Annotated in this window: 25 protein-coding genes and 1 tRNA gene; 16 read left to right on the forward strand and 10 right to left on the reverse strand. The window is 66.4% G+C overall.

All coding sequences use genetic code 11. The annotated features are described in order from the left end of the window. Positions 1 to 3: 3 nt before the first annotated feature. From ASF52_RS02685 to ASF52_RS02705, 5 genes are all read left to right on the forward strand, one after another. A complete protein-coding gene (locus tag ASF52_RS02685) occupies positions 4 to 2,946 on the forward strand; it encodes a formate dehydrogenase subunit alpha (RefSeq protein WP_056167189.1) in 2,943 nt (980 codons plus the stop codon). Positions 2,947 to 2,962: 16 nt separating this feature from the next. Further along, a complete protein-coding gene (gene fdh3B / locus ASF52_RS02690) occupies positions 2,963 to 3,559 on the forward strand; it encodes a formate dehydrogenase FDH3 subunit beta (RefSeq protein WP_056167191.1) in 597 nt (198 codons plus the stop codon). Positions 3,560 to 3,623: 64 nt separating this feature from the next. Beyond that, positions 3,624 to 4,664, forward strand: a complete 1,041-nt coding sequence (locus ASF52_RS02695) for a formate dehydrogenase subunit gamma (RefSeq protein WP_056167194.1) — start codon at positions 3,624 to 3,626, stop codon at positions 4,662 to 4,664. Positions 4,665 to 4,686: 22 nt separating this feature from the next. Continuing rightward, positions 4,687 to 4,926 (forward strand): hypothetical protein, encoded by a 240-nt coding sequence (locus ASF52_RS02700; RefSeq protein ID WP_056167198.1) that lies wholly within the window; start codon positions 4,687 to 4,689, stop codon positions 4,924 to 4,926. 77 nt (positions 4,927 to 5,003) lie between these two features. Then, positions 5,004 to 5,555 (forward strand): hypothetical protein, encoded by a 552-nt coding sequence (locus ASF52_RS02705; protein ID WP_056167200.1) that lies wholly within the window; start codon positions 5,004 to 5,006, stop codon positions 5,553 to 5,555. Between the two features lie 21 nt (positions 5,556 to 5,576). On the opposite strand, the gene ASF52_RS02710 is transcribed toward ASF52_RS02705, so the two are convergent. From ASF52_RS02710 to ASF52_RS02725, 4 genes are all read right to left on the reverse strand, one after another. Then, the gene (locus tag ASF52_RS02710) at positions 5,577 to 6,068 is read right to left on the reverse strand and encodes a DUF2721 domain-containing protein (RefSeq protein ID WP_056167205.1); all 492 of its coding nucleotides are present in this window, start codon (positions 6,066 to 6,068) and stop codon (positions 5,577 to 5,579) included. 16 nt (positions 6,069 to 6,084) lie between these two features. Further along, the gene (gene nhaA, locus ASF52_RS02715) at positions 6,085 to 7,275 is read right to left on the reverse strand and encodes a Na+/H+ antiporter NhaA (RefSeq protein ID WP_056167207.1); all 1,191 of its coding nucleotides are present in this window, start codon (positions 7,273 to 7,275) and stop codon (positions 6,085 to 6,087) included. 294 nt (positions 7,276 to 7,569) lie between these two features. Then, the gene (locus ASF52_RS02720; RefSeq protein ID WP_056167210.1) at positions 7,570 to 8,301 is read right to left on the reverse strand and encodes an anti-sigma factor; all 732 of its coding nucleotides are present in this window, start codon (positions 8,299 to 8,301) and stop codon (positions 7,570 to 7,572) included. Beyond that, positions 8,298 to 8,849 (reverse strand): sigma-70 family RNA polymerase sigma factor, encoded by a 552-nt coding sequence (locus ASF52_RS02725; RefSeq protein WP_056167344.1) that lies wholly within the window; start codon positions 8,847 to 8,849, stop codon positions 8,298 to 8,300. Before ASF52_RS02725 ends, ASF52_RS02720 begins: the two co-directional genes overlap by 4 nt. A 232-nt stretch (positions 8,850 to 9,081) precedes the next feature. Here ASF52_RS02725 and ASF52_RS02730 point away from each other — a divergent pair, with 232 nt between their 5' ends. After that, positions 9,082 to 9,660: a fasciclin domain-containing protein gene (locus ASF52_RS02730; RefSeq protein ID WP_056167212.1), complete on the forward strand. Its 579-nt coding sequence runs from the start codon at positions 9,082 to 9,084 to the stop codon at positions 9,658 to 9,660. A gap of 350 nt (positions 9,661 to 10,010) precedes the next feature. On the opposite strand, the gene ASF52_RS02735 is transcribed toward ASF52_RS02730, so the two are convergent. Further along, positions 10,011 to 11,117, reverse strand: a complete 1,107-nt coding sequence (locus ASF52_RS02735; RefSeq protein ID WP_056167215.1) for an HD-GYP domain-containing protein — start codon at positions 11,115 to 11,117, stop codon at positions 10,011 to 10,013. Between the two features lie 461 nt (positions 11,118 to 11,578). Here ASF52_RS02735 and ASF52_RS02740 point away from each other — a divergent pair, with 461 nt between their 5' ends. The 6 genes from ASF52_RS02740 to ASF52_RS02765 all read left to right on the forward strand — a co-directional run bounded on the left by ASF52_RS02740 (position 11,579) and on the right by ASF52_RS02765 (position 17,670). Then, positions 11,579 to 12,898, forward strand: coding sequence for an O-acetylhomoserine aminocarboxypropyltransferase/cysteine synthase family protein (locus ASF52_RS02740; protein WP_156629945.1), 1,320 nt, complete (start codon positions 11,579 to 11,581; stop codon positions 12,896 to 12,898). A 3-nt stretch (positions 12,899 to 12,901) separates the two neighbouring features. Next, positions 12,902 to 13,912 (forward strand): isopenicillin N synthase family dioxygenase, encoded by a 1,011-nt coding sequence (locus tag ASF52_RS02745; protein ID WP_056167219.1) that lies wholly within the window; start codon positions 12,902 to 12,904, stop codon positions 13,910 to 13,912. Further along, entirely contained in the window at positions 13,909 to 14,106 is a 198-nt protein-coding gene (locus ASF52_RS02750; protein WP_056167222.1) for a hypothetical protein, read from the forward strand. The genes ASF52_RS02745 and ASF52_RS02750 overlap by 4 nt, the downstream gene beginning before the upstream one ends. Before the next feature lie 54 nt (positions 14,107 to 14,160). Continuing rightward, complete coding sequence (locus ASF52_RS02755) at positions 14,161 to 15,138, forward strand: aliphatic sulfonate ABC transporter substrate-binding protein (protein ID WP_056167225.1); 978 nt, start codon at positions 14,161 to 14,163, stop codon at positions 15,136 to 15,138. Positions 15,139 to 15,140: 2 nt separating this feature from the next. Continuing rightward, positions 15,141 to 16,199 carry an LLM class flavin-dependent oxidoreductase gene (locus tag ASF52_RS02760; protein ID WP_056167228.1) on the forward strand — a complete coding sequence of 353 codons (1,059 nt, stop codon included), beginning with the start codon at positions 15,141 to 15,143 and terminating at the stop codon, positions 16,197 to 16,199. Positions 16,200 to 16,452: 253 nt separating this feature from the next. After that, on the forward strand, positions 16,453 to 17,670 hold the full coding sequence (locus ASF52_RS02765) for a monooxygenase (protein ID WP_056167229.1): 1,218 nt from the start codon (positions 16,453 to 16,455) through the stop codon (positions 17,668 to 17,670). Between the two features lie 77 nt (positions 17,671 to 17,747). Here the strand turns inward: ASF52_RS02765 and ASF52_RS02770 are convergent. Both ASF52_RS02770 and ASF52_RS02775 read right to left on the reverse strand, forming a co-directional pair. Further along, positions 17,748 to 17,824: transfer RNA gene (locus ASF52_RS02770), tRNA-Arg, on the reverse strand. Between the two features lie 1,239 nt (positions 17,825 to 19,063). Then, complete coding sequence (locus ASF52_RS02775; RefSeq protein ID WP_162238656.1) at positions 19,064 to 19,744, reverse strand: sensor histidine kinase; 681 nt, start codon at positions 19,742 to 19,744, stop codon at positions 19,064 to 19,066. 968 nt (positions 19,745 to 20,712) lie between these two features. On the opposite strand from ASF52_RS02775, the gene ASF52_RS21820 reads away from it, so the two are divergent. The 4 genes from ASF52_RS21820 to ASF52_RS23680 all read left to right on the forward strand — a co-directional run bounded on the left by ASF52_RS21820 (position 20,713) and on the right by ASF52_RS23680 (position 23,632). Next, on the forward strand, positions 20,713 to 20,979 hold the full coding sequence (locus tag ASF52_RS21820) for a general stress protein (RefSeq protein WP_056267398.1): 267 nt from the start codon (positions 20,713 to 20,715) through the stop codon (positions 20,977 to 20,979). 257 nt (positions 20,980 to 21,236) lie between these two features. Beyond that, on the forward strand, positions 21,237 to 22,094 hold the full coding sequence (locus tag ASF52_RS02785; RefSeq protein WP_056167237.1) for a manganese catalase family protein: 858 nt from the start codon (positions 21,237 to 21,239) through the stop codon (positions 22,092 to 22,094). Positions 22,095 to 22,305: 211 nt separating this feature from the next. Beyond that, on the forward strand, positions 22,306 to 23,166 hold the full coding sequence (locus ASF52_RS02790; RefSeq protein ID WP_056167242.1) for an SDR family oxidoreductase: 861 nt from the start codon (positions 22,306 to 22,308) through the stop codon (positions 23,164 to 23,166). A gap of 181 nt (positions 23,167 to 23,347) precedes the next feature. Continuing rightward, positions 23,348 to 23,632, forward strand: a complete 285-nt coding sequence (locus tag ASF52_RS23680; RefSeq protein ID WP_443136644.1) for a hypothetical protein — start codon at positions 23,348 to 23,350, stop codon at positions 23,630 to 23,632. A 199-nt stretch (positions 23,633 to 23,831) separates the two neighbouring features. Here ASF52_RS23680 and ASF52_RS02795 read toward each other — a convergent pair whose 3' ends face one another. From ASF52_RS02795 to ASF52_RS02805, 3 genes are read right to left on the reverse strand one after another with little or no spacing between them, the layout of a single operon-like run. Then, positions 23,832 to 24,320: a DUF2243 domain-containing protein gene (locus ASF52_RS02795; protein ID WP_056167244.1), complete on the reverse strand. Its 489-nt coding sequence runs from the start codon at positions 24,318 to 24,320 to the stop codon at positions 23,832 to 23,834. 43 nt (positions 24,321 to 24,363) lie between these two features. Then, the gene (gene egtD, locus ASF52_RS02800) at positions 24,364 to 25,311 is read right to left on the reverse strand and encodes an L-histidine N(alpha)-methyltransferase (RefSeq protein ID WP_056167247.1); all 948 of its coding nucleotides are present in this window, start codon (positions 25,309 to 25,311) and stop codon (positions 24,364 to 24,366) included. A 39-nt stretch (positions 25,312 to 25,350) separates the two neighbouring features. Further along, the gene (locus ASF52_RS02805; protein WP_056167250.1) at positions 25,351 to 26,298 is read right to left on the reverse strand and encodes a methyltransferase; all 948 of its coding nucleotides are present in this window, start codon (positions 26,296 to 26,298) and stop codon (positions 25,351 to 25,353) included. Between the last annotated feature and the right edge of the window lie 38 nt (positions 26,299 to 26,336).

Raw genomic sequence — 26,336 nt, forward strand, 5'->3', positions numbered from 1 at the left:
GCCATGCTGACGAAGCGTAAGAGCGGCGCGGCGAGCCGCACCAAGCATCAGGCCGTGGCCGCCGGCCTCGCCTCCGGCATGCTCGACCGCCGCGGGTTCCTGCAGAAATCCGGTCTCGCCGCTGGCGCGCTCGCGGCGGCAGGCTCGCTCCAGCTCGGCTCCGTGCGGCAGGCCCGCGCCGCCGGCTCCTCGGCGGTCGGCCCCGAGACCGTCATCAAGAAGAACGTCTGCACCCACTGTTCGGTGGGCTGCACGGTGACGGCCGAAGTGGTCAACGGCGTCTGGGTCGGTCAGGAGCCGTCCTACGCGAGCCCGATCAACCGCGGCACGCACTGCGCCAAGGGCGCGGCCATTCGCGAACTCGTCTCCTCCGATCGCCGCCTGAAATACCCCATGAAGCTCGTTGCCGGCCAGTGGCAGCGCATCTCGTGGGACCAGGCCATCGACGAGATCGGCGACAAGCTCGCGGCGATCCGTGAAAAGAACGGCGCCGACTCGGTCTACTGGCTCGGCTCGGCCAAGTTCACCAACGAGGCCGCCTACCTCATGCGCAAGTTCGGCGCATTCTGGGGGACCAACTCCGTCGACCACCAGGCGCGCATCTGCCACTCGACCACGGTGGCGGGGGTGGCCAACACCTGGGGCTACGGCGCCCAGACCAACTCGTACAACGACATCCGCAACGCCAAGACGATGATCATCCTCGGCGGCAATCCGGCCGAGGCGCACCCGGTCTCCATGCAGCACGTGCTGTCCGGCAAGGAGATCAACCGCGCGAACATGATCGTCATCGATCCGCGCTTCACCCGCACGGCCGCCCACGCCACCGAGTACGTCCGCATCCGTTCGGGCACGGACATCCCGGTCGTCTGGGGCATCCTCTGGCACGTCTTCCAGAATGGCTGGGAGGACAAGGAGTTCATCGCCCAGCGCGTCTACGCCATGGACGACGTCCGTAAGGAAGTCGCCAAATGGACGCCCGAAGAGGTCGAGCGCGTCTCCGGCGTGCCCGGCGAGCAGTTGCGCCGGGTGGCGGAGAAATTCGCCAAGGAGAAGCCCGCCACCCTGATCTGGTGCATGGGCGCGACCCAGCACACGGTGGGCACCGCCAACGTGCGCGCGCTCTGCATCCTGTGTCTCGCCACCGGCAACGTCGGCAAGCCGGGCACGGGTGCGAACATCTTCCGCGGTCACACCAACGTGCAGGGCGCCACCGATCTGGGCCTCGATGTCACGTCGCTGCCGCTCTATTACGGCCTCGTCGAGGGCGGATGGCGCCATTGGGCCCGCGTCTGGGACGTACCCTACGAGTGGCTGCAGTCGCGCTTCGACGAGGTGCCGGCCACGGCGGGTCGCAAGGCCCGCACGCGCAAGGAGAACATGGAAGCGCCGGGCATCACCTCGACCCGGTGGTTCGATGCGGTGAACCTGCCGCCGGAGCAGATCGACCAGCGCAGCCCGCTGAAGGCCTTCATGGTGTTCGGCCACGGCGGCAACACCGTCACCCGCCTTCCCGAGGCGGTGGAGGGCATGAACAAGCTCGAGTTGCTGGTGGTGGCCGATCCGCACCCCACGACTTTCGCAGCCCTCGATGCCCGCCAGGACAACACCTACCTGCTACCGATCTGCACCTCCCTCGAGATGGAGGGTTCGCGCACGGCCTCGAACCGCTCGATCCAGTGGGGCGAGCAGATCGTCGAACCGGCCTTCGAGTCGAAGAACGACTACGAGGTGCTGTACCGGCTCGCGACCAAGCTCGGCTTCGCCGAAACCCTGTTCAAGAACATCAAGGTCGAGAACAACATTCCCTCGGCGGAGGATCTCCTGCGCGAGATCAACCGCGGCGGCTGGTCCACGGGCTATTGCGGCCAGAGCCCCGAGCGCCTGAAGGCGCATATGCGCAACCAGGCGAAGTTCGACCTCATCACCCTGCGCGCGCCGAAGGACGATCCGGAGGTCGGCGGCGACTATTACGGCCTGCCCTGGCCGTGCTGGGGCAAGCCGGAACTCCGGCATCCGGGTTCGGCGATCCTCTACAACACATCGCTTCACGTGAAGGATGGCGGCAGCACCTTCCGGGCGCGCTTCGGCACCGAGCGCAACGGCGAGACCCTGCTGGCGGAAGACTCCTTCACCAAGGGCTCCGACCTCACGGACGGCTATCCCGAGTTCACCTTCGGGGTGTTCAAGAAGCTCGGATGGGACAAGGACCTCACGGATGAGGAGCGCGCCACCATCCTGAAGATCGGTGGCGAGAAGCCCGACACCGTGAGTTGGGCGACCGATCTGTCGGGCGGCATCCAGCGCGTCTGTCTCGACCACGGCGTGATCCCGTTCGGCAACGGCAAGGCTCGCGCCAATGCGTGGAACCTGCCGGACCCCGTGCCGGTGCACCGCGAGCCGATCTACACGCCGCGCCCCGACCTCGTGGCGAAGTATCCGACCCGGCCGGACGAGCGTCAGTTCCGCATGCCGAACATCGGCTTCTCCGTGCAGAAATCGGCGGTGGAGCGCAACGTCGCGCGCGACTTCCCGATCATCCTCACCTCCGGCCGCCTCGTCGAGTACGAGGGCGGCGGCGAGGAGACCCGCTCGAACCCGTGGCTCGCCGAACTCCAGCAGGACATGTTCGTCGAGATCAACACCGGCGATGCGTCCGAGCGCGGCATCAAGGACGGTCAGTTCGTTTGGGTGACGGGCGCCGAGAACAGCGCGAAGGCCAAGATGAAGGCGCTCGTCACCGACCGCGTCGGCAAGGGCGTCGCCTTCATGCCCTTCCACTTCTCGGGTTGGTACGAGGGCAAGGACATGCGCGACTACTACCCGAAGGGCACCGACCCGGTGGTGCTGGGCGAGAGTTCGAACTCAGTCACCACCTACGGCTTCGACCCTGTGACGGGCATGCAGGAGACGAAGTGTACCCTGTGCCAGATCAAGGCCGCGTGAGAGGAGCGCATCCATTATGGCCCGTATGAAGTTCCTCTGTGACGCCGACCGTTGCATCGAGTGCAACGCCTGCGTCACCGCGTGCAAGAACGAGCACGAGGTGCCCTGGGGCATCAACCGCCGCCGCGTCGTCACCCTCAACGACGGCAAGCCGGGCGAGCGCTCGGTCTCCATGGCGTGCATGCACTGCACCGACGCGCCCTGCGCCGCCGTGTGCCCGGTGAACTGCTTCTACACCACGGCCGACGCCGTGGTGCTGCACTCCAAGGACATCTGCATCGGCTGCGGCTACTGCTTCTACGCCTGCCCGTTCGGCGCGCCCCAGTATCCGCGCGTCGGCAACTTCGGCTCGCGCGGCAAGATGGACAAGTGCACCTACTGCTCGGGCGGTCCAGAAGCCGATTTCTCGGTGGCCGAGTACGAGAAGTACGGCTCGAACCGCCTCGCCGAGGGCAAGCTTCCGCTGTGCGCCGAAATGTGCTCGACGAAAGCGTTGCTCGCCGGCGACGGCGAGATGATCGCCGAGATCTACAAGCAGCGCGTGGTCAAGCGCGGCTACGGCTCCGGCGCCTGGGGCTGGAAGACCGCCTACCGCGAGACCGTGGCGATCTGATCGCCCCTCCGGGGCCGCCGCCCGCGGCGGCCTCAACGACGAGAAGCATTCGAAAGGAACGCCGATGCGGCGGGCAGTCACGCTCTTCAGCACCCTCGTCCTCGCGACGACGCTCCTGGCCGCCCCGGGCGCCTTCGACGCCGCACGGGCGCAGAACCCGATCACCCAGGACGGGCAGAACCCCATGGGCGCCAAGCCCACGGCGGATTCGGTCAACGAGGAATTCCTGTTCAAGCAGGCCGACAAGATCACCGGCCGCGTCAGCATCCCCGACCGGAAATCCGCGAACCTGATTCAGCCGCAGGGTCGCGAGTACCGGGCCTTTCGCGAATCCTGGCTACCCTGGATCGGCGCGCTCGGCATCCTCGGCATGATCGCGGCGCTCGGTGGGTTCTTCCTGTGGCGCGGACGCATCCTCACCGACGACACCCAGGAATCGGGCAAGAAGATCCTGCGGTTCAACGCGTTTGAACGCTTCGCCCATTGGATGACGGCCACGTGCTTCATCATCCTGTCGCTGTCGGGCCTGAACTACATCTTCGGCAAGCGCCTGCTCATGCCGGTCATCGGCCCGGAGGCCTTCGGCACCCTGGCGCAATGGGCCAAGTACAGCCACGTCTACCTCGCGTGGCCGTTCATGCTCGGCGTGGTGATCATGATCGCCGTCTGGGTGAAGGACAACATCCCGAATCGGATCGATTGGGCCTGGATCAAGGCCGGCGGCGGCTTCATCGGAAAAACCCACCCCCATGCCGAGCGCTTCAACGCCGGCCAGAAGGGTGTGTTCTGGATGGTGGCGGGATTCGGTGCGGCCATGGGTGTCACCGGCCTGATGATGCTGTTCCCGTTCGCGCTCCTCGACATCAACGGCATGCAGGTCATGCAGGTGATCCACGCCCTCATCGGTGTCGCCTTCATCGTCGGCATCCTCGCGCACATCTACATCGGTACGCTCGGCATGAAGGGCGCCTACGATGCCATGGGCAGCGGCAAGGTCGATCTCGCCTGGGCCCGCGCGCACCATGACCTCTGGGTGGAGAAGGAACAGGCCAAGACGGCCAGCGGCCCGCAGCTCACGGGACGCCACCCCGCGCCGGCCGAATGATACGGACGAGGAAGAACACGTCATGAAAGCCTTCGCCGCCGCCGTCATCGCCGCCATCGCCCTCGGCGTGCTGGCCATGTACGCGCTCACCAGCAACCAGACTTTCGCCTATCAGGCCTTCGCGACCTCGGGTGCGCGCGTATCGGAGCCGGGTATCAATCTCGTCGGACCGAAATGGAACGGCATGCCGGTGGTGGGCGAGGCCAACGACGCCGCTCACGGCAAGGCCGAAGGCGAAGCCTCCCACCCGAAGCGGTCCTGACGCGCGCGCCATCGGATCGGCGGACCAATCGCATCGGACAGACACCCGCGCGGTCCCAGGAGTTTGAGGAAACGAGCATGCTGAAATCCCTGTCGCGCATTGCACTCCTCACGACGGCGACCCTGCTCGCGTTACCGGCCTCGGCGCAGGACGCTGCCCCTCCGGCGGCGTCGGGCGGACCGGCCGATCTCTGCAAGGAGTTGCTGGCGTTCGTGACGGCGCCGGAAGCCAAGAAGCAGGAGGGCGCCACGCCACCGAGCCAGACGACGGCGGTGTCGAACCCGTCCGGCAAGAGCGAGGGCAAGCCCTCCGGCGGTGGCGGTGAGCCTCAACAGAAATCCGGCTTGAGCGGCGCCACGGGATCCAGCGACACGGTGGCGCCCGGCGATCGCAAGAGTGCCCTCGCCCAGGCGAACGCATCGGCAAAGGCGGCGGCTGCACCGGCGGCCTCGCCCCCGCCGCCGAAACCCGACGCCGCCACCGTGGCGGGTATCGAGACCGCAGCCGCCAGCAACGACCAGGCCGGCTGCCGCGCGGCGGCCCGCACCATGCGCAAGGCCGGCGTTCCGATGCCGCCGCCGCTCCTGGCGCTCGCAGCCCTCGATCTCAAGTTTCAGACCGGCCGGTAGGCTTTGCGCCGACGCCGGTTCTCATGGACCGGACCCTTCGAGATCCGTCGCGTGGCGGGTCTGCCGATCGACCTCGTCCCGAACACCACGGCCCGCCATGAGGATTTCCGACAGGAAGGCCGCAATGGCGGCGACAGTGCAGATCAGCGCCACGCCGAAGCATCCGAACAGGATCGAGGCGGTGGCCGCATCGCGCAACGCTCCGACATACAGGGTCAGAACGGCGAGGCCGGTCATGATGCCGCCGATCGAGGCGAGCACCACCGCGACATCGAGCACGAACGAGCGTCGGCGCAGGTAGGACAATTGCCGCGCGAGCCGCCCTGCTTCGTTTGGGCCGGCCCCGCGCAGGTGGGACGACGCGGCGTCGACCTTGTCGGCCACGCGCCCGAGGCGCGTCGAGAACACGTTCAGCAGGGTCGCCAGCGCCGTCAGCAGAAAGGCCGGCGCGAGGGCGATCTGAATGACGTGGGCGATGTCGTCGGGGGCCGTGGGAGACGTCTGGGCGAGCATGGGTTTCCGTCGAGCGTCAGCTTCGGGCCGTCGATCCGGGCCGTGGTGCGAAGAGGAGAACGAGGGCCCCGGCGACCATGCAGCTGACGGAGCCGAGGAGAACGCCGATCTTGGTTTCGGTCTCCAGGGCGGGTGTGTCCGCGAAGGCGAGGAGACCGATGAAGAGGCTCATGGTGAAGCCGACGCCGCACAGGAGTGACAAGCCGTAGAGCTGCCACCACCCGGCATGGGCCGGACGCGGGGCGAGGCCGAGTTTGACGGCGACGACGATCATGCCGAACACCCCGATCTGCTTGCCGAGGAACAGCCCGAGGGCCACGCCGAGCGTCACCGGTTCCAACAGCATCGCGGCGGACATTCCCCCCAGCGCCACGCCCGCATTGGCAAAGCCGAAGATCGGCAGCACCACGAAGGACGACCAGGGTTGGAGGGCGTGCTCCAGCTTGTGCAGCGGGGATGCCGGGTCGTCGGGCTTGGCCGGGCTGGTGCGCAAGGGGATCGTCAGGGCCAGCACCACGCCCGCGATGGTGGCGTGAATGCCGGACCCGAGAACGAGAACCCACAGGACCGCGCCGAGGAGCAGGTACGGGGTGAGCCGGCTCACCCCGACTCGGTTCAGGGCGACCAGGACCGCGACGGTGATCACGGCCCCGACCAGCATCGGCAGCGACAGGCTGGCGGTATAGAACGCGGCGATGATGAGAACCGCCCCGAGGTCGTCCAGAATGGCGAGCGCCGTGAGGAACACTTTCAGGGAGACCGGCACGCGCGGCCCGAGGAGCGCCAGGACTCCCAGGGCGAACGCGATATCGGTCGCCGTCGGGATAGCCCAGCCGCGCAGGGTCTCCGGTGAGGCGCGATTCACGAACACGTAGATCAACGCCGGCGCGAGCATGCCGCCGAGGGCCGCCACACCCGGTAGGATCCGGTCGGGCCACGTACGCAGGCGGCCGTCGAGGACTTCACGTTTGATCTCGAGGCCGACCAGCAGGAAGAACACCGCCATGAGGCCGTCATTGACCCAATGCAGCACGCTCAAGGGCCCGAGATGGGCTGCCAGCAGTCCGAAGTAGGCTGACGCCAGGGGCGAGTTGGCGATGAGGAGCGCCAAGGCCGCGCTCGCCATGAGGACGAGGCCACCGCCGGCATCGCTCCGCAGGGCGGCACGAAGGGCGGATACGGGCCGTGGAACGGAGGAGACCTTCATGCGGCGAGGCCTGCCAGCGATCGGGCACATGGGCAACCCGCCCCGGCGATATGGCTGCGGAAACATTCGGTTCGCCCGGCGAGGGGATCTCGAGCATTGCAGCCCCGGCGACCTGTCGTTCGACCGCGAATAGAACTTCGATGCCGCCCTCGTCTCGAAGGCCATGCTGTCGAAGCCCATCGAAGAGCTCCTCGCGACCGTCGACCGCCAGGAACCCTTGTGGAACGTGGACAACTGGACGGCCGCACCGGGCGGTCGCTGAGGGGCGAGGGATCCGGCCTGCCGTCGGGCGATTCAGTCCCGCAGAAGCTTGCCCGAATAGACCACCGGTCCCGTCGGTGCCCCGCTCGGTGAGCCACCGGGCGGTTCGACGCTCACGGCCAGCACGGCGGTCTCGAGGCTGGCGCCACGCGCGATTTCCGGCATGGCCATGCTCGCACGCCCGGCCTCGACAAGGCCGAGGGAGCGTGGTGCGCCACCGCCAGCGATGTACCAAAGCTCCAGGCTCTTCTCGCGGGGCGTGTCGGCTGCAATGGAGCGGACCTGCGCGACGCCGCGTCGCGTGTCGACCCGCACCACCAGGGCCGGCAATTCGCCGCCCCGATTGACCACGGCGACGTACTGGCCCGTATCCGGGTCGGGCGGCAGGAAGCGGCCGAGGCCCAGCGCCAGGGCGAGACCGGCGGCCAGGGCCGACGCGCCGAGCGCTCGCAGGCGCCATCGCCGCAGACCACGGGTCAGGCTCTCGACGCGGGGATCGTCGCCGGTTGGCCTCAGCGCCGCCCGGATGCGCAGCCAGGTTCCCGCCGGCGGCGCGACCTCCGGCACGGTCTCCGCGAGGGGCGCCAGGCGCGTCTGCCAGTTGGCGACGGCGGCCTGCAGGTTCGCATCCGTCGCCAGGGCACGGGCGAAGGCCGTGCGTTCGGCCTGCGGCAGGGTGCCGAGCACATACTCTGCGGCCTGTATGTCGCGGTCGGGCGAGCCGGCGCCGAAGGAATCCTCGGTATCGAAGGGATCGCCGGTCATGCGTTGGCGTCCAGGCACGAGCGCAGGCTCGCCAGTCCGCGGTGGAGCCACGTCTTGATGGTGTTCACCGGTCGATCGAACCGCGCCGCCAGTTCCTCGCGGGAGAACCCTTCGCAATAGGCCAACACGAGGCATTGCCGGTGCACGGCGTCGAAGCGGCCGAGGCACAGGGCCAGGGCACCGCGATCCAGAACATCGCTCTCGCCGCCGTGCGGGTCGGGCACCTGATTCATCCAATCCTCGCCGTCGACGAGATCCGCCAGAGGAGTCTCCTTGCGGGCGCGCACCACATCGATGGCCCTGTTGCGAGCGATGGCACACATCCAAGTGATCGGCCGGCCGGCTGCGGGCGCGTAGGTCTCGGCCTTCTGCCAGATCCGGAGATAGACATCCTGAAGCACGTCCTCGGCCGCTTCACGACTACGGACGATACGCAGGACGAGGCCGAAGAGTTTCGCTCCCGTCTCGTCATAGAGCGCCTTCAGCGCCGTCTCGTCACCGGCCGCGATGGCTGTCAGTCGCGTCTGAAGCAGAACATCGTCAGTCACACGGCACCGCCACCGAACGTCCCATCGCTCTTCTCCCTGCTCGGTCTCGAAGCCTTGGCGCCCGAGGCGCTGGCTTTCTCGCAAGTCCTTCTCGCAGGTCTTGGCGATCCCCACGGGAGGACCGACCGGGCGAGCGGATCGTCTAACAGATCATTCCTGAAACTTTCTCTCCAAACGCGCCGTAAGTCACCTCGATTGCCCCGCTCGGGACATCAGAGGAGACAAGAATCCGATGCATAACCTCACCGCCCGCCGCCCGCTGGCCTCCAAGCTCGCCGCCCTCGGCCTCAGCCTCGCCATCGGCGCCGCCCTCCCGGCCGCCGCCCTCGCCAAGAACCCGATGGTCGGCGGCGCGCCGATGTACGCCTCGAAGACCATCGTCGAGAACGCCGTCAACTCGAAGGACCACACCACCCTGGTCGCCGCCGTGAAGGCCGCCGGCCTCGTCGAGACCCTGTCGGGTCCCGGCCCGTTCACGGTGTTCGCCCCCACCAACGCCGCGTTCGCCAAGCTGCCCGCCGGCACCGTCGAGACCCTGGTGAAGCCCGAGAACAAGGCCACCCTCACCAAGATCCTCACCTACCACGTGGTCCCCGGCACCTACACCGCCAAGGACCTGATGAAGCTCGCGAAGGATGGCGGTGGCGAAGCCCAGCTCAAGACCGTCCAGGGTGAGCCCCTGGTCGTCCAATCCAAGGGCAAGAAGGTCTACGTGACCGATGCCAAGGGCAGCACCGCCACGGTCACCGTCGCCAACGTGATGCAGTCGAACGGCGTGATCCACGTGATCAACGGCGTCCTCCAGCCCTGAGGCTCATGGGGTTCGCCCCACCCCCGTGACGTGTGACAGCAGGCTCCGGGCGATTTCGGCCCGGGGCCTGCCGTATCGGGCCGTCGGCGTTCCGACCCACCGGAAGGGCCGGATCGCGGAGCCGGCCAGCGCCCGCATCGGACGAGCCGCCGCCAGCGCCACGGTCCCGACGGGTCGCCAGTGCGCCAGATTCTCCGACGGCGTCCGTGCAGCCACGGCGATCGAGCCGATGCCGGGGGGCGGCCTCCGCGATAGCCGACTTCGACAGCGGCAGGCGGATCACCGCCATCGCGTCCCACGACAACCGCGCGGCCCGAGGGCCTGTCCCGTGCGCGATCGCTGCATAACCGTCATGCTGTCGTGGCCGACATGGCATCACCGAAGCACCGCACGAGGCCGGCTTCGAGCTTGGTATCCATGCTCTCGAGGACCGCGAGGGCGTCGCGCATGGGCATCGGCGGCTTGTAGGAGCGCCGCTCGGTCAGGGCCGCGTAGATGTCGCAGATGGTGAGGAGCCGCACGGTGTCGCCGATCGCCGATCCGGCGAGACCGTCGGGATAGCCGGATCCGTCCAGCATCTCGTGGTGATGGCGTACGGCGCTCAGAGTCGCGGCGTCGCAGCCGCTGTCGCGCAGAATCTCGTAGCCGATCACCGGGTGGGTGCGCATGATCGCCATCTCGTCGGCGTCGAGGCGGCCCGGCTTGTTGAGGATCGCCTGCGGGATCCGGGCCTTGCCGAGATCGTGCAGCAGGGCTGCCCGGACGAAGTGCTGCCGGTCCTGCTCGCGGAACTGCAGAAAATTGACGAACTGGGCCGAGACGCCGGCAACCAGCAGGCAGTGCTGGTAGGTGGCGTCGTCGTGGGTCCAGACGGTGTCGAGCCACTGGGTCAGCCCGCCTTCGCGCACCGCTGCCAGGATCGGCGTCAGACCCGCCTCGACGACGCCGAGCGCCATGTCGCCGCCCTCGCGGGCCGCTGCGAACAGGCCGGTGAGCGCCTCGGTGGCGCGCACGATTCCCTGGCCCGACACGCCGCTCGCGGTCTCGCCGCGCGCGGAGACCTGATCCCGGATCACCTGGGCGACGAGGTGCGGCGCCGTATAGGCCGGCAGGCAGACCGTGGCGCCGAGGTCGCGGGCCTGCCGCAAGTCCTGATCGGACGTCGAGCGCATCAGGCAGATCACCGGGATGCGAACGACGCGGCCGGCGACCGGATTTGCGACCTGGCTCACGATCTGCGGCGTGGCCTGGCCCACCGGCAGCACCGCACGCAGACGTCCGACGGATTCACGGCGGGTCAGGGTGAGGTCGGCCACGATGGCGATGGGCCGGGTGCCGAGCGAAAGCTTCCCGTCTCCGGCCACGACTTCGCAACGCCCCACTGTATTGAGAATCGTCTCCAGGGCCGCACTACGATCGGGCCGATCGGTCAGGAGAAGAATCGCGCCGTCGTTCATGCCCGTGCGTCCGATACCCTATGCCTTCGCCACGCTCCTTCGTTGCCATGCGTCCGGAACCGGGCCGAATGCGTGGCGCGAAGCGACGGGAATCAGCGAAAAATCGATGGCGCCACGCCAACGGCGCCCACGTCAAGGCACGGACTATCGGCGCCTTTCCGACGTATGGAAATACCTGCGTGCTCCTTTTTGGATGGGTTCCCCGGGACGCGACAAACGTTCCGTCCCCCGTGCGGCGCATGATCGCGAATATTTTCGTCGCAGAATAGGATTCTTCAAAAGACCGTTTCATTGACTACGGGCTGCGTTGCTTCATCATCAGGCAGCTCAGCAAATGATCGTGACGACAGGCGCTGGGATAATCATCCAACCGAACGAATTGCTCTGGCCTTACTGGATCGAAATTCGTTCGTTCCGTGGGAAGGCGACGCATTCGTCGAATGCCCTGCAGGAATCCCATCATGCCGAGCCCACACGCTTCCTCGCATCCCGAGACCCTCGCGCTCCATGCCGGATGGCGTGCCGATCCCACGACGGGCTCCGTCGCGGTGCCGATCCACCAGACCACGTCCTACCAGTTCCGCGACACCGGCCACGCCGAGAGCCTGTTCGCTCTCAAAGAGTTCGGAAACATCTACACCCGGGTCAACAACCCGACCGTCGATGTGCTCGAACAGCGTCTCGCGGCCCTGGAAGGCGGTGCCGCGGCACTGGCCGTCGCTTCGGGGCAGGCGGCCTCGGCGCTGTCGGTTCAGAACCTCGCGCGGGCCGGCGACAACATCGTCTCCTCCACCGATCTCTACGGCGGCACCTGGAACCTGTTCGCCAACACCCTGGCCGAGCAGGGGATCGAGGTTCGTTTCGTCGACCCCGCCGATCCCGAGAACTTCGCCCGCGCCACCGACGCGCGCACCCGGGCCTATTACGGCGAGACCCTGGCCAATCCGAAACTCGCGGTGTTTCCCATCGCGGAGGTCGCGGCCATCGGCCGGCCACTCGGCATCCCCCTCATCATCGACAACACCGCGACGCCGCTCCTGGCGCGCCCGTTCGACCACGGTGCCGCCGTGGTCGTCTATTCGACGACGAAGTATCTCGGCGGTCACGGCATCGCCATCGGCGGGGCGATCATCGACGGCGGCACGTTCGACTGGTCGGCCTATCCGGAGCGCCAACCCGCCCTGACCACCCCCGACCCGAGCTATCACGGGGCCGTCTGGACGGAGGCGGCCAAGCCGCTGGGACCCATCGCCTACGTGCTGCGCGCCCGTGTCCGTCTCCTGCGCGACCTCGGCCCGGCGGTCTCGCCGCTCAACGCCTTCCTCACCCTTCAGGGCATCGAGACCGTGGCCCTGCGCATCGAGCGCCACAGTCACAATGCGCAGGCGGTGGCAGACTATCTCTCCGGCCGGCCCGAGATCGAGCGGGTGATCCATCCCTCGCACCACACCGGCAAGGCGCGCGAGCGGGTCGCCAAATACCTCCGGGGCGGGCACGGCGGCCTCGTCGGCTTCGAACTCGCCGCAGGGCGCGAGGCCGGGCGCAGCTTCATCGAGGGCTTGAAGCTGTTCTACCACGTCGCCAACATCGGCGACGCCCGCAGCCTCGCCATCCACCCGGCGACCACCACGCACGCCCAGCTCTCGCCCGAGCACCAACGCGCCTCGGGCGTGTCCGACGGCTACGTGCGCCTCTCCATCGGCCTCGAGCATATCGACGATATCCTGGCCGACCTCGACCAGGCGCTGGCGGCGGTCGGCACCTACGCCAAGGCGGCCTGACCCATGGCCGGAGTTCCAGACTTCGACCTGCGCCGCCTCGACGAAGGACCCTCCGAACGGGCTGCCTTCCTCGCCGCCCTGCGGCAGGCGGCCCGGGACGTCGGCTTCTTCACCCTGTCCGGGCATGGCATTTCCCCGGCGCAGATTGCCGAGACCCAGGCCCTGGCGCGACGCTTCTTCGCCCTGTCGCTTTCCGAGAAGCGAGCGGTGGCCATGATCCGCTCGCCGCACTTTCGCGGCTACACGGAAGCCGGGCGCGAGATCACCCGCGGCACCCCGGACTGGCGCGAGCAGTTCGACATCGGCGCCGAGCGTCCCGCCCTGCCGCGGCGTGCGGGCGATCCGGCCTGGACGCGGCTTCAGGGCCCCAACCTCTGGCCCGCCGGCCTGCCGGAGCTGCGGGTCGGCCTGCTGCGCTGGCAGGAGGCGGTGACGCGGGTCGGCATCCGGGTTCTGCGCGCCTTCGCCGAGGCGCTGGGCCAACCCGAGGACGCGTTCGAGCCGATCTACGCCGGCGCCCCGAACCAGCACATCAAGATCATCCGCTACCCCGGCCGCGACGGCACCGAGGGCGACCAGGGCGTGGGCGCCCACAAGGACAGCGGGCTCCTCACCCTCCTGGTTCAGGACGGGCAGAGCGGGCTCGAGGTCGAAGGGCCGGAGGGCTGGATTTCCGTGGAGCCGCGGGAGGGCCGGTTCGTCGTCAATGTCGGCGAGCTGCTGGAGCTCGCCTCCGACGGTTACCTGCGCGCCACGGTACACCGGGTGGTGACGCCACCGGCCGGGCGCGACCGGCTCTCCGTGGCGTTCTTCCTCGGCGCACGTCACGACGCCGTCGTGCCGCTCCTGACTCTTCCGCCTTCCCTCGCGGACAAGGCACGGGGCCCAGTGGGCGATCCCGACAACCCGCTCTTCCACGAGGTCGGCCGCAACACCCTCAAGGGCCGTCTGCGCTCGCATCCGGATGTGGCCGCGCGCCATTACGGCGACCTGTTGCCGACGGGGGCGGCATGACCGGACGCCTCATCCGCATCCTGCACGCGATGCTGCCGGATCCGTCCGGACCTGCTGGGGCACCTCCGGACCCGGCCCTGCTGGCCGGCGCCGCGGCCCTCCTCGGCCACCACACCTTCGGGCGCTCGATCGCCGCGGGCCCGCTTCCGAAGGGCTCCACGCCGCGGCCGCAACGGCTCCGTCCCGTCCGATAGCCAACCTCCGTCCTCCGGGCAAACGCTCCGGGAACGAGCCCAAGGATACGATCCATGACAACTTCCGCCCCCTGGACGCGGCGCGGCCTCCTCGGCGGCGCCGGAGCCGCCCTGGCCCTCGGTCCCACGGGTGGACGCCCGGCGCTCGGCGCAGACAAGCCGGTCCGCCTCAGCTTCCAGCGCTCATCGACCCTGCTGACCGTGCTCAAGCTCAAGGGCACCCTGGTCGAGCGCCTGGCCGCGAAGGGTTTTGCGCCGAGTTGGCACCAGTTCACCGGCGTGATCGAGCCCATGAACAGCGGCGCCGTCGACCTCCACGCCGATGTCGCCGACGCGATTCCGGTTTTCACGCAATCGGCTGGCGCGCCCCTGACCTTCTACGCCATGGAGGCGGGCTCGCCCCGCGCCGAGGCGATCATCGTGCCCGATGAATCCCCGATCCGCTCGGTGGCGGACCTCAAGGGCAAGACGGTGGGCGTCTCGCGCGGCTCGGGCTGCCACTTCATCCTCGCCGCCGCCCTCAAGCGCGAAGGCCTGCGGTTCTCCGACATCACGCCGGCCTATCTCGAGGCGCCCGACGGGGCCGCCGCGTTCGCCCGGGGCAGCCTCGACGCCTGGGCGATCTGGGACCCGTTCCTCGCCATCGCCCAGGCCAAACGCCCCGTACGGGTGCTTGCCGACGCGACCGGCCTGTCGAGCTACAACCGCTACTTTCTCGTCAACGACAGCTTCGCCGCCGCGCACCCGGAGGTGGTGGGAATCGTGTTCGATGCCCTCGTGGAGGCCGGGCGATGGGTCAAGGCCAACCCGAAGGACGCCGTCGCGCTTCTCGGCCCCGTCTGGGGCGACCTGCCGCCCGACATCGTCGCCACGGTCAACGAACGGCGCAGCTACGCCATCCAGCCCGTGGAGAGGGCCGCCCTGTCCGAGCAGCAGACCATCGCCGACACCTTCCAAGAGGCCGGCCTGATCCCCCGGAAGATCGACGCCACCGCCGTGCGGATCTGGCGACCCGCCGCGAGCCGGGGTTGAGCATGGCCGCCGCTTCCCCACGCTTCGGCGTCTGGGCGCCCGTGCACGGATCGCGCGCCGCCCACCACGATCCCGAGGAGCCCGACGACGCGAGCTGGGCACGCACCCGCGCCCTGGTGCTGGAGGCCGAAACCCTCGGATTCGATTCCGTGCTCGTCGCCCAGCACACCATGAACCCCTACGACGAGGCGCGCGACCAGCTCGATGCCTGGAGCGCATCGGCGGCGCTGGCCGCCCTGACGCACCGGATCGAGATCATCGCGGCGATCAAGCCGGGCCTCGTCCATCCGGTGGTACTCGCGAAGGCGGCGCTGGGCATCGACCGGATCAGCGAGGGACGCTTCGCGCTCAACCTCGTCAATGCTTGGAACAAGGCCGAGTTCGAGCGGGCCGGCCTGCCGTTTCCGGCTCACGACGCACGCTACGCCTATGGCCGGGAATGGATCGGCCTCGTCGACCGGCTCATGCGGGGCGAACGGGTCCGGTTCACGGGCGAACATTTCAGGGTGAAGGATTACCAGTTGCGGCCCGCCGGCACCGGTGGCCGCCGGCCAACCCTCTATGTCGGCGGGGAATCCGAACCGGCCCGCGCCCTGGTGGCCGATCACGGCGATGTCTGGTTCATCAACGGCCAGCCCCTGGAAGAGGTCGCGGCGCTGATCGCCGACGTCGCCCGGCGCCCGGCCGCCAATGGTCCCCTGCGCTACGGCCTCTCGGCTTTCGTCATCGCCCGCGACACGGACGACGAGGCCGAGGCCGAGCATGCGCGGCTCATCGCACTCGCCGAACGCGACGCCGCCATCCGGGCCGACACCCGCGCGCGGACGGACCCGGCCGCCGTGATGTTCGCCAAGCCCGGTCTCGCCCAGCCCGACGGACCCGTCCGCCATGTCGGCACCAACGGTGGCACCGCCGCGGGGCTGGTGGGCAGCTACGGTCGGATCGCGGAACGCCTGTCCGCCTTTCACGCAGCCGGCATCGACCTGTTCATGCTCCAGTTCCAACCGTTCGAGGCGGAGATGCGCCGGTTCGCCGAGACGATCCTACCGCGCCTGCGCTGAACGGCCCGGGGATCCGCCCGGCCGTCGCAGAACGCCGGAGCATGATCTTTCACGCGATACCCCACTTGAAAACAGCTGGTCTCTGTAGACACCAAGACTGACAGTCATCTTTCAAATACAATGATCCTGCCATTTGAGACTTGCTTCGACACTGCGGATTGCCGACTCCAAGGCGATGCGGCGTGACATCGGGTTGGGCAGAGCCTTGCCGGGTGCCCTCGATTCCGCGCCTTCGCCGAGATGGGAATGATCGATGATACAAACAGATGCGGGATGGGGCGCGGGGCCGAGCGCACGTTACGAGGATCTCGCCGCGGGCTTCCGGCCGGTGTTCGCGCGGATCCGCGCCACCGCCGTGACCCGCGACCGGGAGCGTACGCTGCCCCATGAGGAGATCGGCTGGCTGAAGCAGGCCGGCTTCACCACCCTCCGGCTGGCACGCGACGCGGGTGGTTTCGACGCGAGTCTGCCCGAGCTGTTCAATCTGCTCATCGAGCTGTCTCAGGCCGATCCCAACGTGACCAACGCCCTGCGGGCGCATTTTGGCTTCACCGAGGACATGCTGTGCTCGTCGTCGGATGCGTGGCGGGCCCGTTGGATCGGCCGGATCGGTGACCGCGAGACCGTGGGCAGCGGCGTCTCCGAGACCGGCGAGGCCAAGGTCGGGCAGTTCGACACGGTGTTGCGGCCGGACGGAGCGCAATGGCGCCTCGACGGCCGGAAGTTCTACACCACCGGCTCGCTCTTCGCCGACTGGATCCACGTCTCGGCGCAGGACGAGGCCGGCGTCGCCATGGTGGCGGCGGTCCCCGTGCGCGCACCCGGTGTCGAGATCCTCGACGACTGGGACGGGTTCGGACAGGCGCTGACGGCCAGCGGCACGGCGGTGTTCACGAACGTCGGCCTCGGGCCGGAGCTGATCAAGCCCGATCCGGAACGCTTCCCCTACGCCATGGCGTTCTTCCAACTCGTCCATCTCGCGACCCTCGCGGGGATCGGTCGCTCGGCGGCCCTCGACGTCACGCGTCTCGTGGCGGAGCGCCAGCGCGTCTACAGCCACGGCAACGGCAGCCGTTCGGGTGACGACCCTCAGGTGCAGCAGGTGGTCGGTCGCGTGCGCGGCGCGGCCTACGCCGCCGGCGCCATCGTCCTCAAGGCGGCCGAGTCCCTGGAACGGACCTATGCGGTGCATCGCACCGGTCGATCCGCCGAGTCCACTGCGGCCATCGCGGATGTCGAGGTCAACCAGGCCGTCAGCGTGGTCACCAACCTCGTGCTGGAAGCCACCACGACGCTGTTCGACGCCCTCGGCGCTTCGGCGGTGAAGGGTGGCCATGGCCTGGATCGGCATTGGCGCAACGCCCGCACCATCGCCTCGCACAATCCCCGGATCTACCGCGACCGCACGGTCGGCGACTTCGCGGTGAACGGCACGGCCCCGCCGCGCCAGTACCGGGTCGGATCCGCCTGAGCGACGGGCGAACGCCGGGGGTCCGGGTCGGCGGTATCGAAACACTCCGAGATTCGAAGAGTTGGTGCGGCAGAAACTGGCGACCCCGGTTGGGCTCGAACCAACGACCTGCCGCTTAGAAGGCGGCTGCTCTATCCAGCTGAGCTACGGAGTCTGGGGGTGCCAGCGCCCGTAGAAGCCATGGGTCTCGCGGTCGGTCAACCCCGAGCGCTCGGCCTTTCGGGATGCGTGCTGCCCAGCGTCGCGGCTACACGTACATTGCCGGGAATGGCGAGGAGGCTGCCGAAGTGACAGGGCTGTGGCGCCGAGCTTCCGATGAAATACCCGGGGCGCGAATTCGAACCCAGATCGACCGCGCTCACTCGCCCTCCAGGGATACGACCATACCGAAGCTCTCTTTCGGCTCCGCGGCGCGCGCTTTCTTCTCAATGACGAGGCATCGACCGACCGGAGGTGACTAGAATTTCTGTTTCTTCGATTGAAGATCTTTGCCCGCGTTGATGCGATATCCTGCGATACACTGCGTGACGAACGGCGCCCTTAGTTTGTGCCGCATCCCATTCTGCTGGGCACGTCGCTCGCACTTTTCCCGCCAATCCGACTTCTGCGTCATCGCGCCAGCCATCGAAGGATTCGCGCGTGCTGGGAGCCACGTCAAGGATAGGATGCAGAGGCTCGATAGGATGGTCACGCGAATCCGTCGTCCTTGCGACTTCGACCCCATGAAGCTGAAATCCTTCCTGCCGATCCGATGGGGCATGCTCAGACTGGAACGCCGAAGCGCTGTCCGAACAAGTAGAGTGCCAAGAAAACGACGGCGATCAGTACCACCAAAATTCCCAGGATTAACAGCAAGTTTTTCGATTTTCTCTTTTCCGCCGAGCCGTACTGATTACCATTGAGTGACATTTGTATAAACCTCGTCGATGTTTATATCAGATGGATCAAATATTCGTCATCCAGATGGAAATATAAATTCTTGATATTCGGGCGAGCCCGAACCACAGTAGAACACGCAGCATCGGGACGGGCACCTCACTCGTGTCATGAGTTCGCCCGATCCTGGACCTCAACCGGGAAGCGCGTAGGCAAACGATCCAAAACAAATCTCAGGGATTCGTTCCGCGGTAGATTTCACATAAGATTGATGGATTAAAGCTCGAACCTCGGTAGAGCACCGAACCATCGTCACGCAGTGCTCTATTGGTCGTTCGGCACTAGACTATACTGAAACATCTATAGCCGGCACGTTGTGAAATCTGGATTGGACATCACCGAGCAGCGATCGCATCGTGCCGTCGCAGGCCACGACGGATCGGAACCCTCTTTTTCTTCACGAACGTGCCTATCGGGCGAGCCGCCGTCGTCGACGCCTTGCTCAGCGAATCACATCTCACGTCTCGCGCGCGAAGGCGTGATCGGTGAAGGGCAAGTTGAGGCTACAGCGCAGACCGTCCGCATCATAGCTCAGTATCGTCTCGGCCTGGAGTTCATCCGCGAGCGTACGGTTCAGCATCTCGGTACCGAAGCCAGTGACGAGCGGTGCCGCCGCGATCCTCGGACCGCCGCGCTCCTGCCACGTGACCGCGAGCCAATGCGCATCGTGGGATAGTTTCAGGCGCCATGTCACGGATACGTGGCCGCCCCGGGCCGACAGGGCTCCGTACTTGATCGCGTTCGTAGTCAGTTCCTGGAATGCCAATCCCAGGCTCATCGCGGCCCTTGGTGCCAGCCGAACCGATGGCCCATCGAGGGAAACCTGATCGTCTTCACGGGCTTGGCCGGCCATGAACTCCGTCGCCAGAAGGGTGGCAAGGTCCACGCCTCCATCCGACGCGCAATCGATCGCCGACTGCGTACGGGTGAGCGCGTCGAGGCGACCTTCGATATGCAGGGCGAAGTCTTCGAGCGTCTCACTCGACTCGACCGTACGCCGGATGACGGAACGCATCATGCCCAAGACGTTCCGGCTTCGGTGTGGAAGCGCGATCGGGTGCGCTTCAGGCTCGGACCAACGACCCGCCAGATTGCCGTCCGGGGAAGGAGACCAGTCGTCCCCGTCATCGCTGCTCATGGAATCCTCGCATGGCGTGAACCTTCGACGGCTCATCCTCGTGCCCGAGGTGTCGACAACCGGACGTGAACAGATCCTAAGCCCACACGACGCCGACCTTGTCCCGAGTGCCTAGTCCGACCCAGGCGCACCTCCAGGCCCACCTGCAACATGCAAGCCCCCTCGCAGGGATGCAGGCCCCATGAACGGCCCAGCGGATCGAAGGTGCACAACGAGAATCGCACACCACCTGAAACCTATGTTGATGAAGCTTTCCTTTCGATGTCCGACACGTGTCGGTGTCGATCGGAGGAGTCGTACCTCATGCCAAGAAATCGCGCGAAAACCCCGGAATTCTGGGATACGGTTATCACGCATGTCACGGCTAAAGTCGAGCCCGTGATCGGCCGCACCGACACCATTCGCGAACCTGTGATCATCTACCTGCGAGACCTCGAGGCCGTCGCCCGGCGGGAGTGCTCCAGCCGAGACGCATTGCAAGTCATCGGGTCCGGACGCAGACTCCTCGGCGATACCACAGACATCGGTCCGGACCGCCGATCCCTGACGCGGAGATAGCGCGTCGAGCGATGCATGCGACATCGGTCCAGATGGGGCCAGCGGGAAATCAAGGCGCGCCCGGTCTGCAGACATGGCAGGCGCCCCTTACCTCGGAATGCAGCAGCTCCATCGGACCGGAATCTTTGTGGACTGCGCTGACCGAGCGCATGCCTGACCGCCGGTTGTCGAGCTGCGGTGGGCCTCGCGGGTCCCAAAACCCCATCCTGGGCTCGCGATCTGTTCGGAGGGGCACGCCGTCGCAAGCCTGCGGATAAAACCAGCATCTATCATCGGCTTATCCTGAGTTATCTCGCTTTATCATAGATTATATCGACATATTTTTGGTTCGATACCACGATTTTTCTTGGAACATTGTTTTTAAGTCTGGAGTTCCTGGATCTCATCTACCAAACAATCAGGAGGGTGAGATGACACAATCCAACGGCAATCAGGGTCAGTCCGAGCATCGCGGTGGATCCGGCAACTTCGCCGAAGATCGGGAACGTGCCTCGGAAGCCGGGCACAAGGGCGGACAAGCCAGTGGCGGCAACTTCGCCAACGACCCTGAGCGGGCTTCGGAGGCTGGCCACAAGGGCGGACAGGCCAGCGGTGGCAACTTTGCCAACGACCGCGAGCGGGCTTCGGAGGCCGGCAAAAAAGGCGGCGAGGCGAGCCACGGCGGTCGTGGTTCCTGACCGCTGAAGTCACATCAGGACACGGGTCGGCAGGCTAAAGCGCGAGATCTGCCTTCCTGGTCCTGTATTCGAGTCGGCCACGTCCGTTTCTATAAGGAGGCATGAGTCAAGTCCAGTTCCGTTTCACGGCGTTGGACTCGGCCCACACCTCCAAGTCCTCTCCTGCCGCGCATGCCGTGCGGTGGGACCGCGGTTCACCATCCATGCCGTCCCGGGCCGCAAGCATGGGGCGGCGATGCATTGAGGTGGCTTAAACCATGTACTATCACGACAAGCGTCTCCAATATCCCGTCAAGGTCGATTCACCCGATCCGGTTTACGCGCGTATGCTGCAACAGGCGATCGGCGGCATCGAAGGTGAGATCCGCGTCTGCATGCAGTACTTCTTCCAGGGTTGGGGCGCACGGGGACCGACAACGAAGTATCGCGACATGCTTCTTCACACCGCGACCGAAGAGATCGGCCACATCGAGATGCTGGCGACCGCCGTCGCGATGAATCTGGAGACGGCCCCGACGAAGGTTCAGGAAGCCGGTGTGGCGGACGCCGTGGTGGGCGCCGTCATGGGTGGTGAGAACCCCCGGCATCTCGTCGAGGGAATGCTGCACCGACATCTGCTGTCCACGGGGATGGCTGCGTTTCCGGCCAATTGTGACGGCGCTCCGTTCGACATGTCACACATCTATGCCAGCGGGAATCTCGCCGCCGACATGTACTGTAACGTGGCGGCGGAGGCGACGGGGCGGACATTGGCCGTCCGCCTGTTCAACGCCACGAACGACCCTGGAATGCGCGACATGTGGAGCTTCCTCATCGCGCGCGACACGATGCACCAGCAACAATGGCTCGCCGTCGTCGAAGAATTGGGGGGCCACGAGGGCGCCCTGCCGATCCCCAACAGCTTCCCGCAAAGCAAGGAGCACGAGAAGTTCAGCTATAGCTTCTTCGGAACGGCCGCGGACGGCACGGTGCCGCCGGAAGGCCGTTGGACGAGCGGTCCGTCGCTGGACGGCAAGGGAACCTACAACGTGGTGCAGAACGTACCCATGGGCGAAGAGCCGGTTCTGGGGCCCGCACGCCCCGACAGCGGCGCGCAAAAGGAACAGATCGCCTGATTTGAGGCGTTCCGAACCGGCGGTGTCGGAGCCGCTCGGGTCTTCTCGAGGTCGCTTCGCCATCCCCGTTCCCCGCATACCCGTCACCGGTGAGGTCGCATCCACGATGCGGCCTCGGTCGACACGCGGTCTCCCGGGTCGACGGCTCCAGGGTCAGTTCTGCAAGTGAACTTGTTCGACAGAAAAATTCGGCAAGGAAACCTCGTTCGCCATGACGCAATTCCCAAAGCCGCCGTTCGAGAATCAGCGCCCCCTCACACCGCCGGGGCGCGATGTGGATATGGATCCGAAACCTGATTACGGCGAGGCGCATTACAAGGGCTCGGGACGCCTCGCGGGCCGGAGCACGATCATCACCGGCGCCGATAGTGGAATAGGCCGCGCCGTGGCCCTGGCCTATGCACGCGAAGGGGCGGACGTACTCGTGAGTTATTACGACGAGCACGACGACGCTGCGGAAACGTGCCGCCTGGTCCAGTCCGCAGGCCGCAAGGCGATCCGGATGGCGGGGGATGTGAAGGATTCCAGCTATTGCCGCGCCATCGTCGACAGGGCCGTGGTGGAGTTCGGGCGAGTCGATGTTCTGGTCAACAATGCCGCTCACCAGAAAACCTTCGCGAACCCGGAAGAGATCTCCGACGCTGAGTGGGAAATCACCTTCGCAACGAACATTCACGCAATGTTCTACCTTGTGAAGGCTGCGCTCCCGTATATGAAACCGGGCAGCGCTATCATCAACACCACGTCGGTCAATGCCGACTCGCCGAGCCCCCACTTGCTCGCATACGCCACCACGAAGGGCGCCATTCAGAACTTCACCGGCGGACTCGCTCAGATGCTGGCGGAGTGCGAGATTCGGGTGAATTGCGTCGCGCCGGGCCCGATCTGGACACCGCTCATCCCGGCGACGATGCCCGAGGAAAAGGTCCGCAGCTTCGGCTCGCAAGTACCAATGAAACGTCCGGGGCAGCCCTGCGAACTCGCACCGGTCTACGTGATGCTGGCGAGTTCCGAAGCGAGCTACGTCTCAGGCGCCACGGTCGCGGTGACGGGTGGCAAACCGATCATTTAGACGCTCATTCGTACGCGCCGCACCCCACTCGCCTTTAAGGCGGCGTGACACCCGGTCATCTTCCGAGAAGATCGAGGCTTTGGTCGACTTACCGGCCCGAATGGTGCCGATGACTTCCCGGACAGCAGCCAACCTCGAATAGCTGTCTTACCTCAAATCGATCCGACCACAGGAGCGTGCAATGAAATCTAAAACTTCGGCCTATGCTGCACTCTGCTTTTTGACCGCCACCGGATCATTGGCCCTGGCGCAGACTCCGATCGGGCGCGGGGACACGCTCCCACCCGGAACCATCGTGCAGCAACAACCGAACACCACCGGCAACGACATCGACTTGGTGATCTCGCGGGGCCCGACGGGAGCCGACACGGTGACCACGGATTCGGCAGCAGGCGGGAATGCGAGCCTCCCCGAGCGGGCGATTCCGAACGGAAGTGCCGGTGGCGGCAGCGGCGGTGGGCGGTAGAGCGAGCGGACGCCTATTTGTTTCGTACGCGCGCCCGGACCAACCGTGCTGGCGTCAGAACCACACGGTTGTTCTGTGCATCGGTGCGATTGCGGGCGAACACTCGACCGATCTCGGTCAGTTCCCTCCGTTGATGCCTCGCCGGACATCGTTGGGCTTCACGGTATGGCCGATATGTCTCCGACCGACCGCGCAGCGATCACGTGCGCATTCGACCACATCGCAGCATGATCCAACCACCGATCAGCATGGCACCGCCCCAGATCAGGAAACCCAGATCCCAATAGATCCACTGTGCACGTGGAACCGTCTCGTTGACGTGGTGCAGGCCCAGAAGGTGATGGTTGATCGTGCCCTCCGCGAGATTGAAGAGTCCGAAGCCCATCAGGATGCCACCCGGCAGCAGCCAGCCCGACCAGCGCAGGTGGTTCCGGCGTGCGTGGCGCCACAAAACGACGAGCCCCCCGAGGACGAACAGGTAGGTGCTTGCGTGAAACAGCCCATCCCACAGGGTGTTTATTTGAAGATTCTCCACACTGTCGGGCGGGTACCCGGCGCTCGTGAGCATGTGGTGCCATTGCAAGACCTGGTGCAGCACGATCCCGTCGAAAAATCCGCCGATACCGAGTCCGAACAGAATCGCTGCCGAGGTCGGAAAGTCCGCGAGGTCACTTCGATCGATCGTCATTGACGCACCCTGACATGCATTGGCGGAAGTCTACCGTCCGCCATCAGGTCTGGAGCAGATGGAGGCTGAACAAGCCTTGCGGATCGAGCCATACCCGCTCCGGATACCATCCCGCTTCCCTCGCGAGGGCTTGGAACTCGTCCGGTGAATACTTGTAAGAGACGTCCGTCAGGATGCTCTCGCCGGCCCGAAATCGAATCGCGGTGCCGCCGAGACGGTAGATCGCGCTCGTGCGCGCCACGAGGTGCGCTTCGACCCGAAACGGATCGTGGTGCACCTGCACCGTGTGGTGGAAATTGTCGCTGTCGAGATCGGCATCGAACTCGCGGTTCAGGCGCGTCAGAAGGTTGATGTGAAATGCCGGCATCAGGCCGTCGGCGTTCCCATAGGCGCGCATCAGGCTCGCAACGTCGCGCGTCGGATCGGCCCCCACGAGGAAACGGCTCGGTCCGAGGGTGGCGCGGGCCCGCTCGAGAAACCGCTTCGCATCGTCGGGCAGGAAATTGCCGATGCTCGTTCCGGGGAAGAACCCCAGCACCGTGGTCCCGGAGAGATCGACGGGCACCTGCACCGGCGTCGTGTAATCGGCGTGCACCGGGATCATGTGGACGCCGGGATAGGACGGCGCGAGACCCGCGATGGCGGCGTCGAGGTAATCCCCCGAGATATCGAGGGCGATGTAGCGCGCCGGCCGATCAAGGGCGTCGAGCAGCGTACGGATCTTGCGGCTCGCTCCACTGCCGAACTCGACGATCGTGACACAGGAGCCGATCGATGGAGCAATTTCGGCCGAAACCTGAGTCAGAAGAGCAATTTCGGTACGGGTCGGATAGTAATCGGCGCTCGCGCAGATCCGCTCGAACAGATCCGAGCCGTTCTCGTCCCAGAGGAGTTTACCTGGGAGGCGCTTCTGCGCTTCGGACAATCCCTGCAGGATGTTCGACAACACATCAGCTTGGGCCATCGACACGTCGACCACGGTCTCTGTCATGAAGCGGATCTTTCGGAATTTTCGTTGGACGTCAGGACGTCACGCGGGACGGGTCGCCGTGAGCACCACCAGGGCGATGCGGTCCGCTTCCGCATAGGCCGGGTCGTCGAGTTCCTCGCCGTAGGCATCCGGATCGAATTCGCGGTACTGGGCCTGCAGACCGGCCCGTTCACAGAGATCCAGCGCAGCGTCGCGGAAACCATCGGTGCCGCCCACGATGACGGATCCGGTGAACAGCACGAGGCTGCCGCCGGGGGCGAGGCGTTCGGCGGCAGCCTCGACCACGGCCAGGGACAAGCCTTCGCCGAAGGCACCGCCGCCGTGGCGATAGGTGCGCCCGCTCCGGTCGATCATGAACGGCGGGTTGGAGACGATGAGGTCGAACCGACCCTCGATCTCCCGTAGCAGATTGCTCTGCCGGGGTACGATGCCGCCGACACCGGCCGCCCTGGCATTGATCCGGCCGGCGCACAGGGCGGCCGGGTTGATGTCGACCAGGACCACCTCGGCGCCCGGTGCGCGCTTCGCGATGGCGATGCCCGCAGCCCCGGACCCCGCGCCGATATCGGCGGCGCGGTGAATAGGCTGGTCACGCTCGGAGAGATGCATGATCACCGCAGAGACGAAGCGCGTGGTATCGGGCCCGAAGAAGACCGCATCGGTGGCGTTTGGCGGGTAGGCCGAGTGCAGGAAGAGTTCCCCATCGAGGCTCGAGACCCGGATGGTCGCGCGCGCGCGCCCCTCCACGGTCTCGATCACACCCGCCCGGTACATGGCGCCGAGGAGATCCGGCGGCACGATCCCCTCGCGGAACGGGCGGCTCCAGCCGAGGACGTCGCCGAGATCGCGTGCCCAGTCTGCGCCCGGGCGCGCGTTGACACGGGCATGGCTCGCCGGCGTCACCGTAGTGAAAGCGTAACCCGTTGCCCGCACCGCCTGGATCAGGCCGACGAGCGCGTCCTCCGTCTCACGCCGTATCGGGTTCATCTCGCTCGTCTCCCTGTGCGACAATCGGATTCGTTTCG

Origin of the sequence: Methylobacterium sp. Leaf112 (assembly GCF_001423295.1) — a bacterium.
Taxonomy (GTDB): domain Bacteria; phylum Pseudomonadota; class Alphaproteobacteria; order Rhizobiales; family Beijerinckiaceae; genus Methylobacterium.

Excerpts from the sequence above, each read along its gene's own strand:
- ASF52_RS02685 (WP_056167189.1), top strand. The coding sequence starts at position 4 with ATGCTGACGAAGCGTAAGAGCGGCGCGGCGAGCCGCACCAAGCATCAG.
- fdh3B (WP_056167191.1), top strand. The coding sequence starts at position 2,963 with ATGGCCCGTATGAAGTTCCTCTGTGACGCCGACCGTTGCATCGAGTGC.
- ASF52_RS02695 (WP_056167194.1), top strand. The coding sequence starts at position 3,624 with ATGCGGCGGGCAGTCACGCTCTTCAGCACCCTCGTCCTCGCGACGACG.
- ASF52_RS02700 (WP_056167198.1), top strand. The coding sequence starts at position 4,687 with ATGAAAGCCTTCGCCGCCGCCGTCATCGCCGCCATCGCCCTCGGCGTG.
- ASF52_RS02705 (WP_056167200.1), top strand. The coding sequence starts at position 5,004 with ATGCTGAAATCCCTGTCGCGCATTGCACTCCTCACGACGGCGACCCTG.
- ASF52_RS02710 (WP_056167205.1), bottom strand. The coding sequence starts at position 6,068 with ATGCTCGCCCAGACGTCTCCCACGGCCCCCGACGACATCGCCCACGTC.
- nhaA (WP_056167207.1), bottom strand. The coding sequence starts at position 7,275 with ATGAAGGTCTCCTCCGTTCCACGGCCCGTATCCGCCCTTCGTGCCGCC.
- ASF52_RS02720 (WP_056167210.1), bottom strand. The coding sequence starts at position 8,301 with ATGACCGGCGATCCCTTCGATACCGAGGATTCCTTCGGCGCCGGCTCG.
- ASF52_RS02730 (WP_056167212.1), top strand. The coding sequence starts at position 9,082 with ATGCATAACCTCACCGCCCGCCGCCCGCTGGCCTCCAAGCTCGCCGCC.
- ASF52_RS02735 (WP_056167215.1), bottom strand. The coding sequence starts at position 11,117 with ATGAACGACGGCGCGATTCTTCTCCTGACCGATCGGCCCGATCGTAGT.
- ASF52_RS02740 (WP_156629945.1), top strand. The coding sequence starts at position 11,579 with ATGCCGAGCCCACACGCTTCCTCGCATCCCGAGACCCTCGCGCTCCAT.
- ASF52_RS02745 (WP_056167219.1), top strand. The coding sequence starts at position 12,902 with ATGGCCGGAGTTCCAGACTTCGACCTGCGCCGCCTCGACGAAGGACCC.
- ASF52_RS02750 (WP_056167222.1), top strand. The coding sequence starts at position 13,909 with ATGACCGGACGCCTCATCCGCATCCTGCACGCGATGCTGCCGGATCCG.
- ASF52_RS02755 (WP_056167225.1), top strand. The coding sequence starts at position 14,161 with ATGACAACTTCCGCCCCCTGGACGCGGCGCGGCCTCCTCGGCGGCGCC.
- ASF52_RS02760 (WP_056167228.1), top strand. The coding sequence starts at position 15,141 with ATGGCCGCCGCTTCCCCACGCTTCGGCGTCTGGGCGCCCGTGCACGGA.
- ASF52_RS02765 (WP_056167229.1), top strand. The coding sequence starts at position 16,453 with ATGATACAAACAGATGCGGGATGGGGCGCGGGGCCGAGCGCACGTTAC.
- ASF52_RS02775 (WP_162238656.1), bottom strand. The coding sequence starts at position 19,744 with ATGAGCAGCGATGACGGGGACGACTGGTCTCCTTCCCCGGACGGCAAT.
- ASF52_RS21820 (WP_056267398.1), top strand. The coding sequence starts at position 20,713 with ATGACACAATCCAACGGCAATCAGGGTCAGTCCGAGCATCGCGGTGGA.
- ASF52_RS02785 (WP_056167237.1), top strand. The coding sequence starts at position 21,237 with ATGTACTATCACGACAAGCGTCTCCAATATCCCGTCAAGGTCGATTCA.
- ASF52_RS02790 (WP_056167242.1), top strand. The coding sequence starts at position 22,306 with ATGACGCAATTCCCAAAGCCGCCGTTCGAGAATCAGCGCCCCCTCACA.
- ASF52_RS23680 (WP_443136644.1), top strand. The coding sequence starts at position 23,348 with ATGAAATCTAAAACTTCGGCCTATGCTGCACTCTGCTTTTTGACCGCC.
- ASF52_RS02795 (WP_056167244.1), bottom strand. The coding sequence starts at position 24,320 with ATGACGATCGATCGAAGTGACCTCGCGGACTTTCCGACCTCGGCAGCG.
- egtD (WP_056167247.1), bottom strand. The coding sequence starts at position 25,311 with ATGACAGAGACCGTGGTCGACGTGTCGATGGCCCAAGCTGATGTGTTG.
- ASF52_RS02805 (WP_056167250.1), bottom strand. The coding sequence starts at position 26,298 with ATGAACCCGATACGGCGTGAGACGGAGGACGCGCTCGTCGGCCTGATC.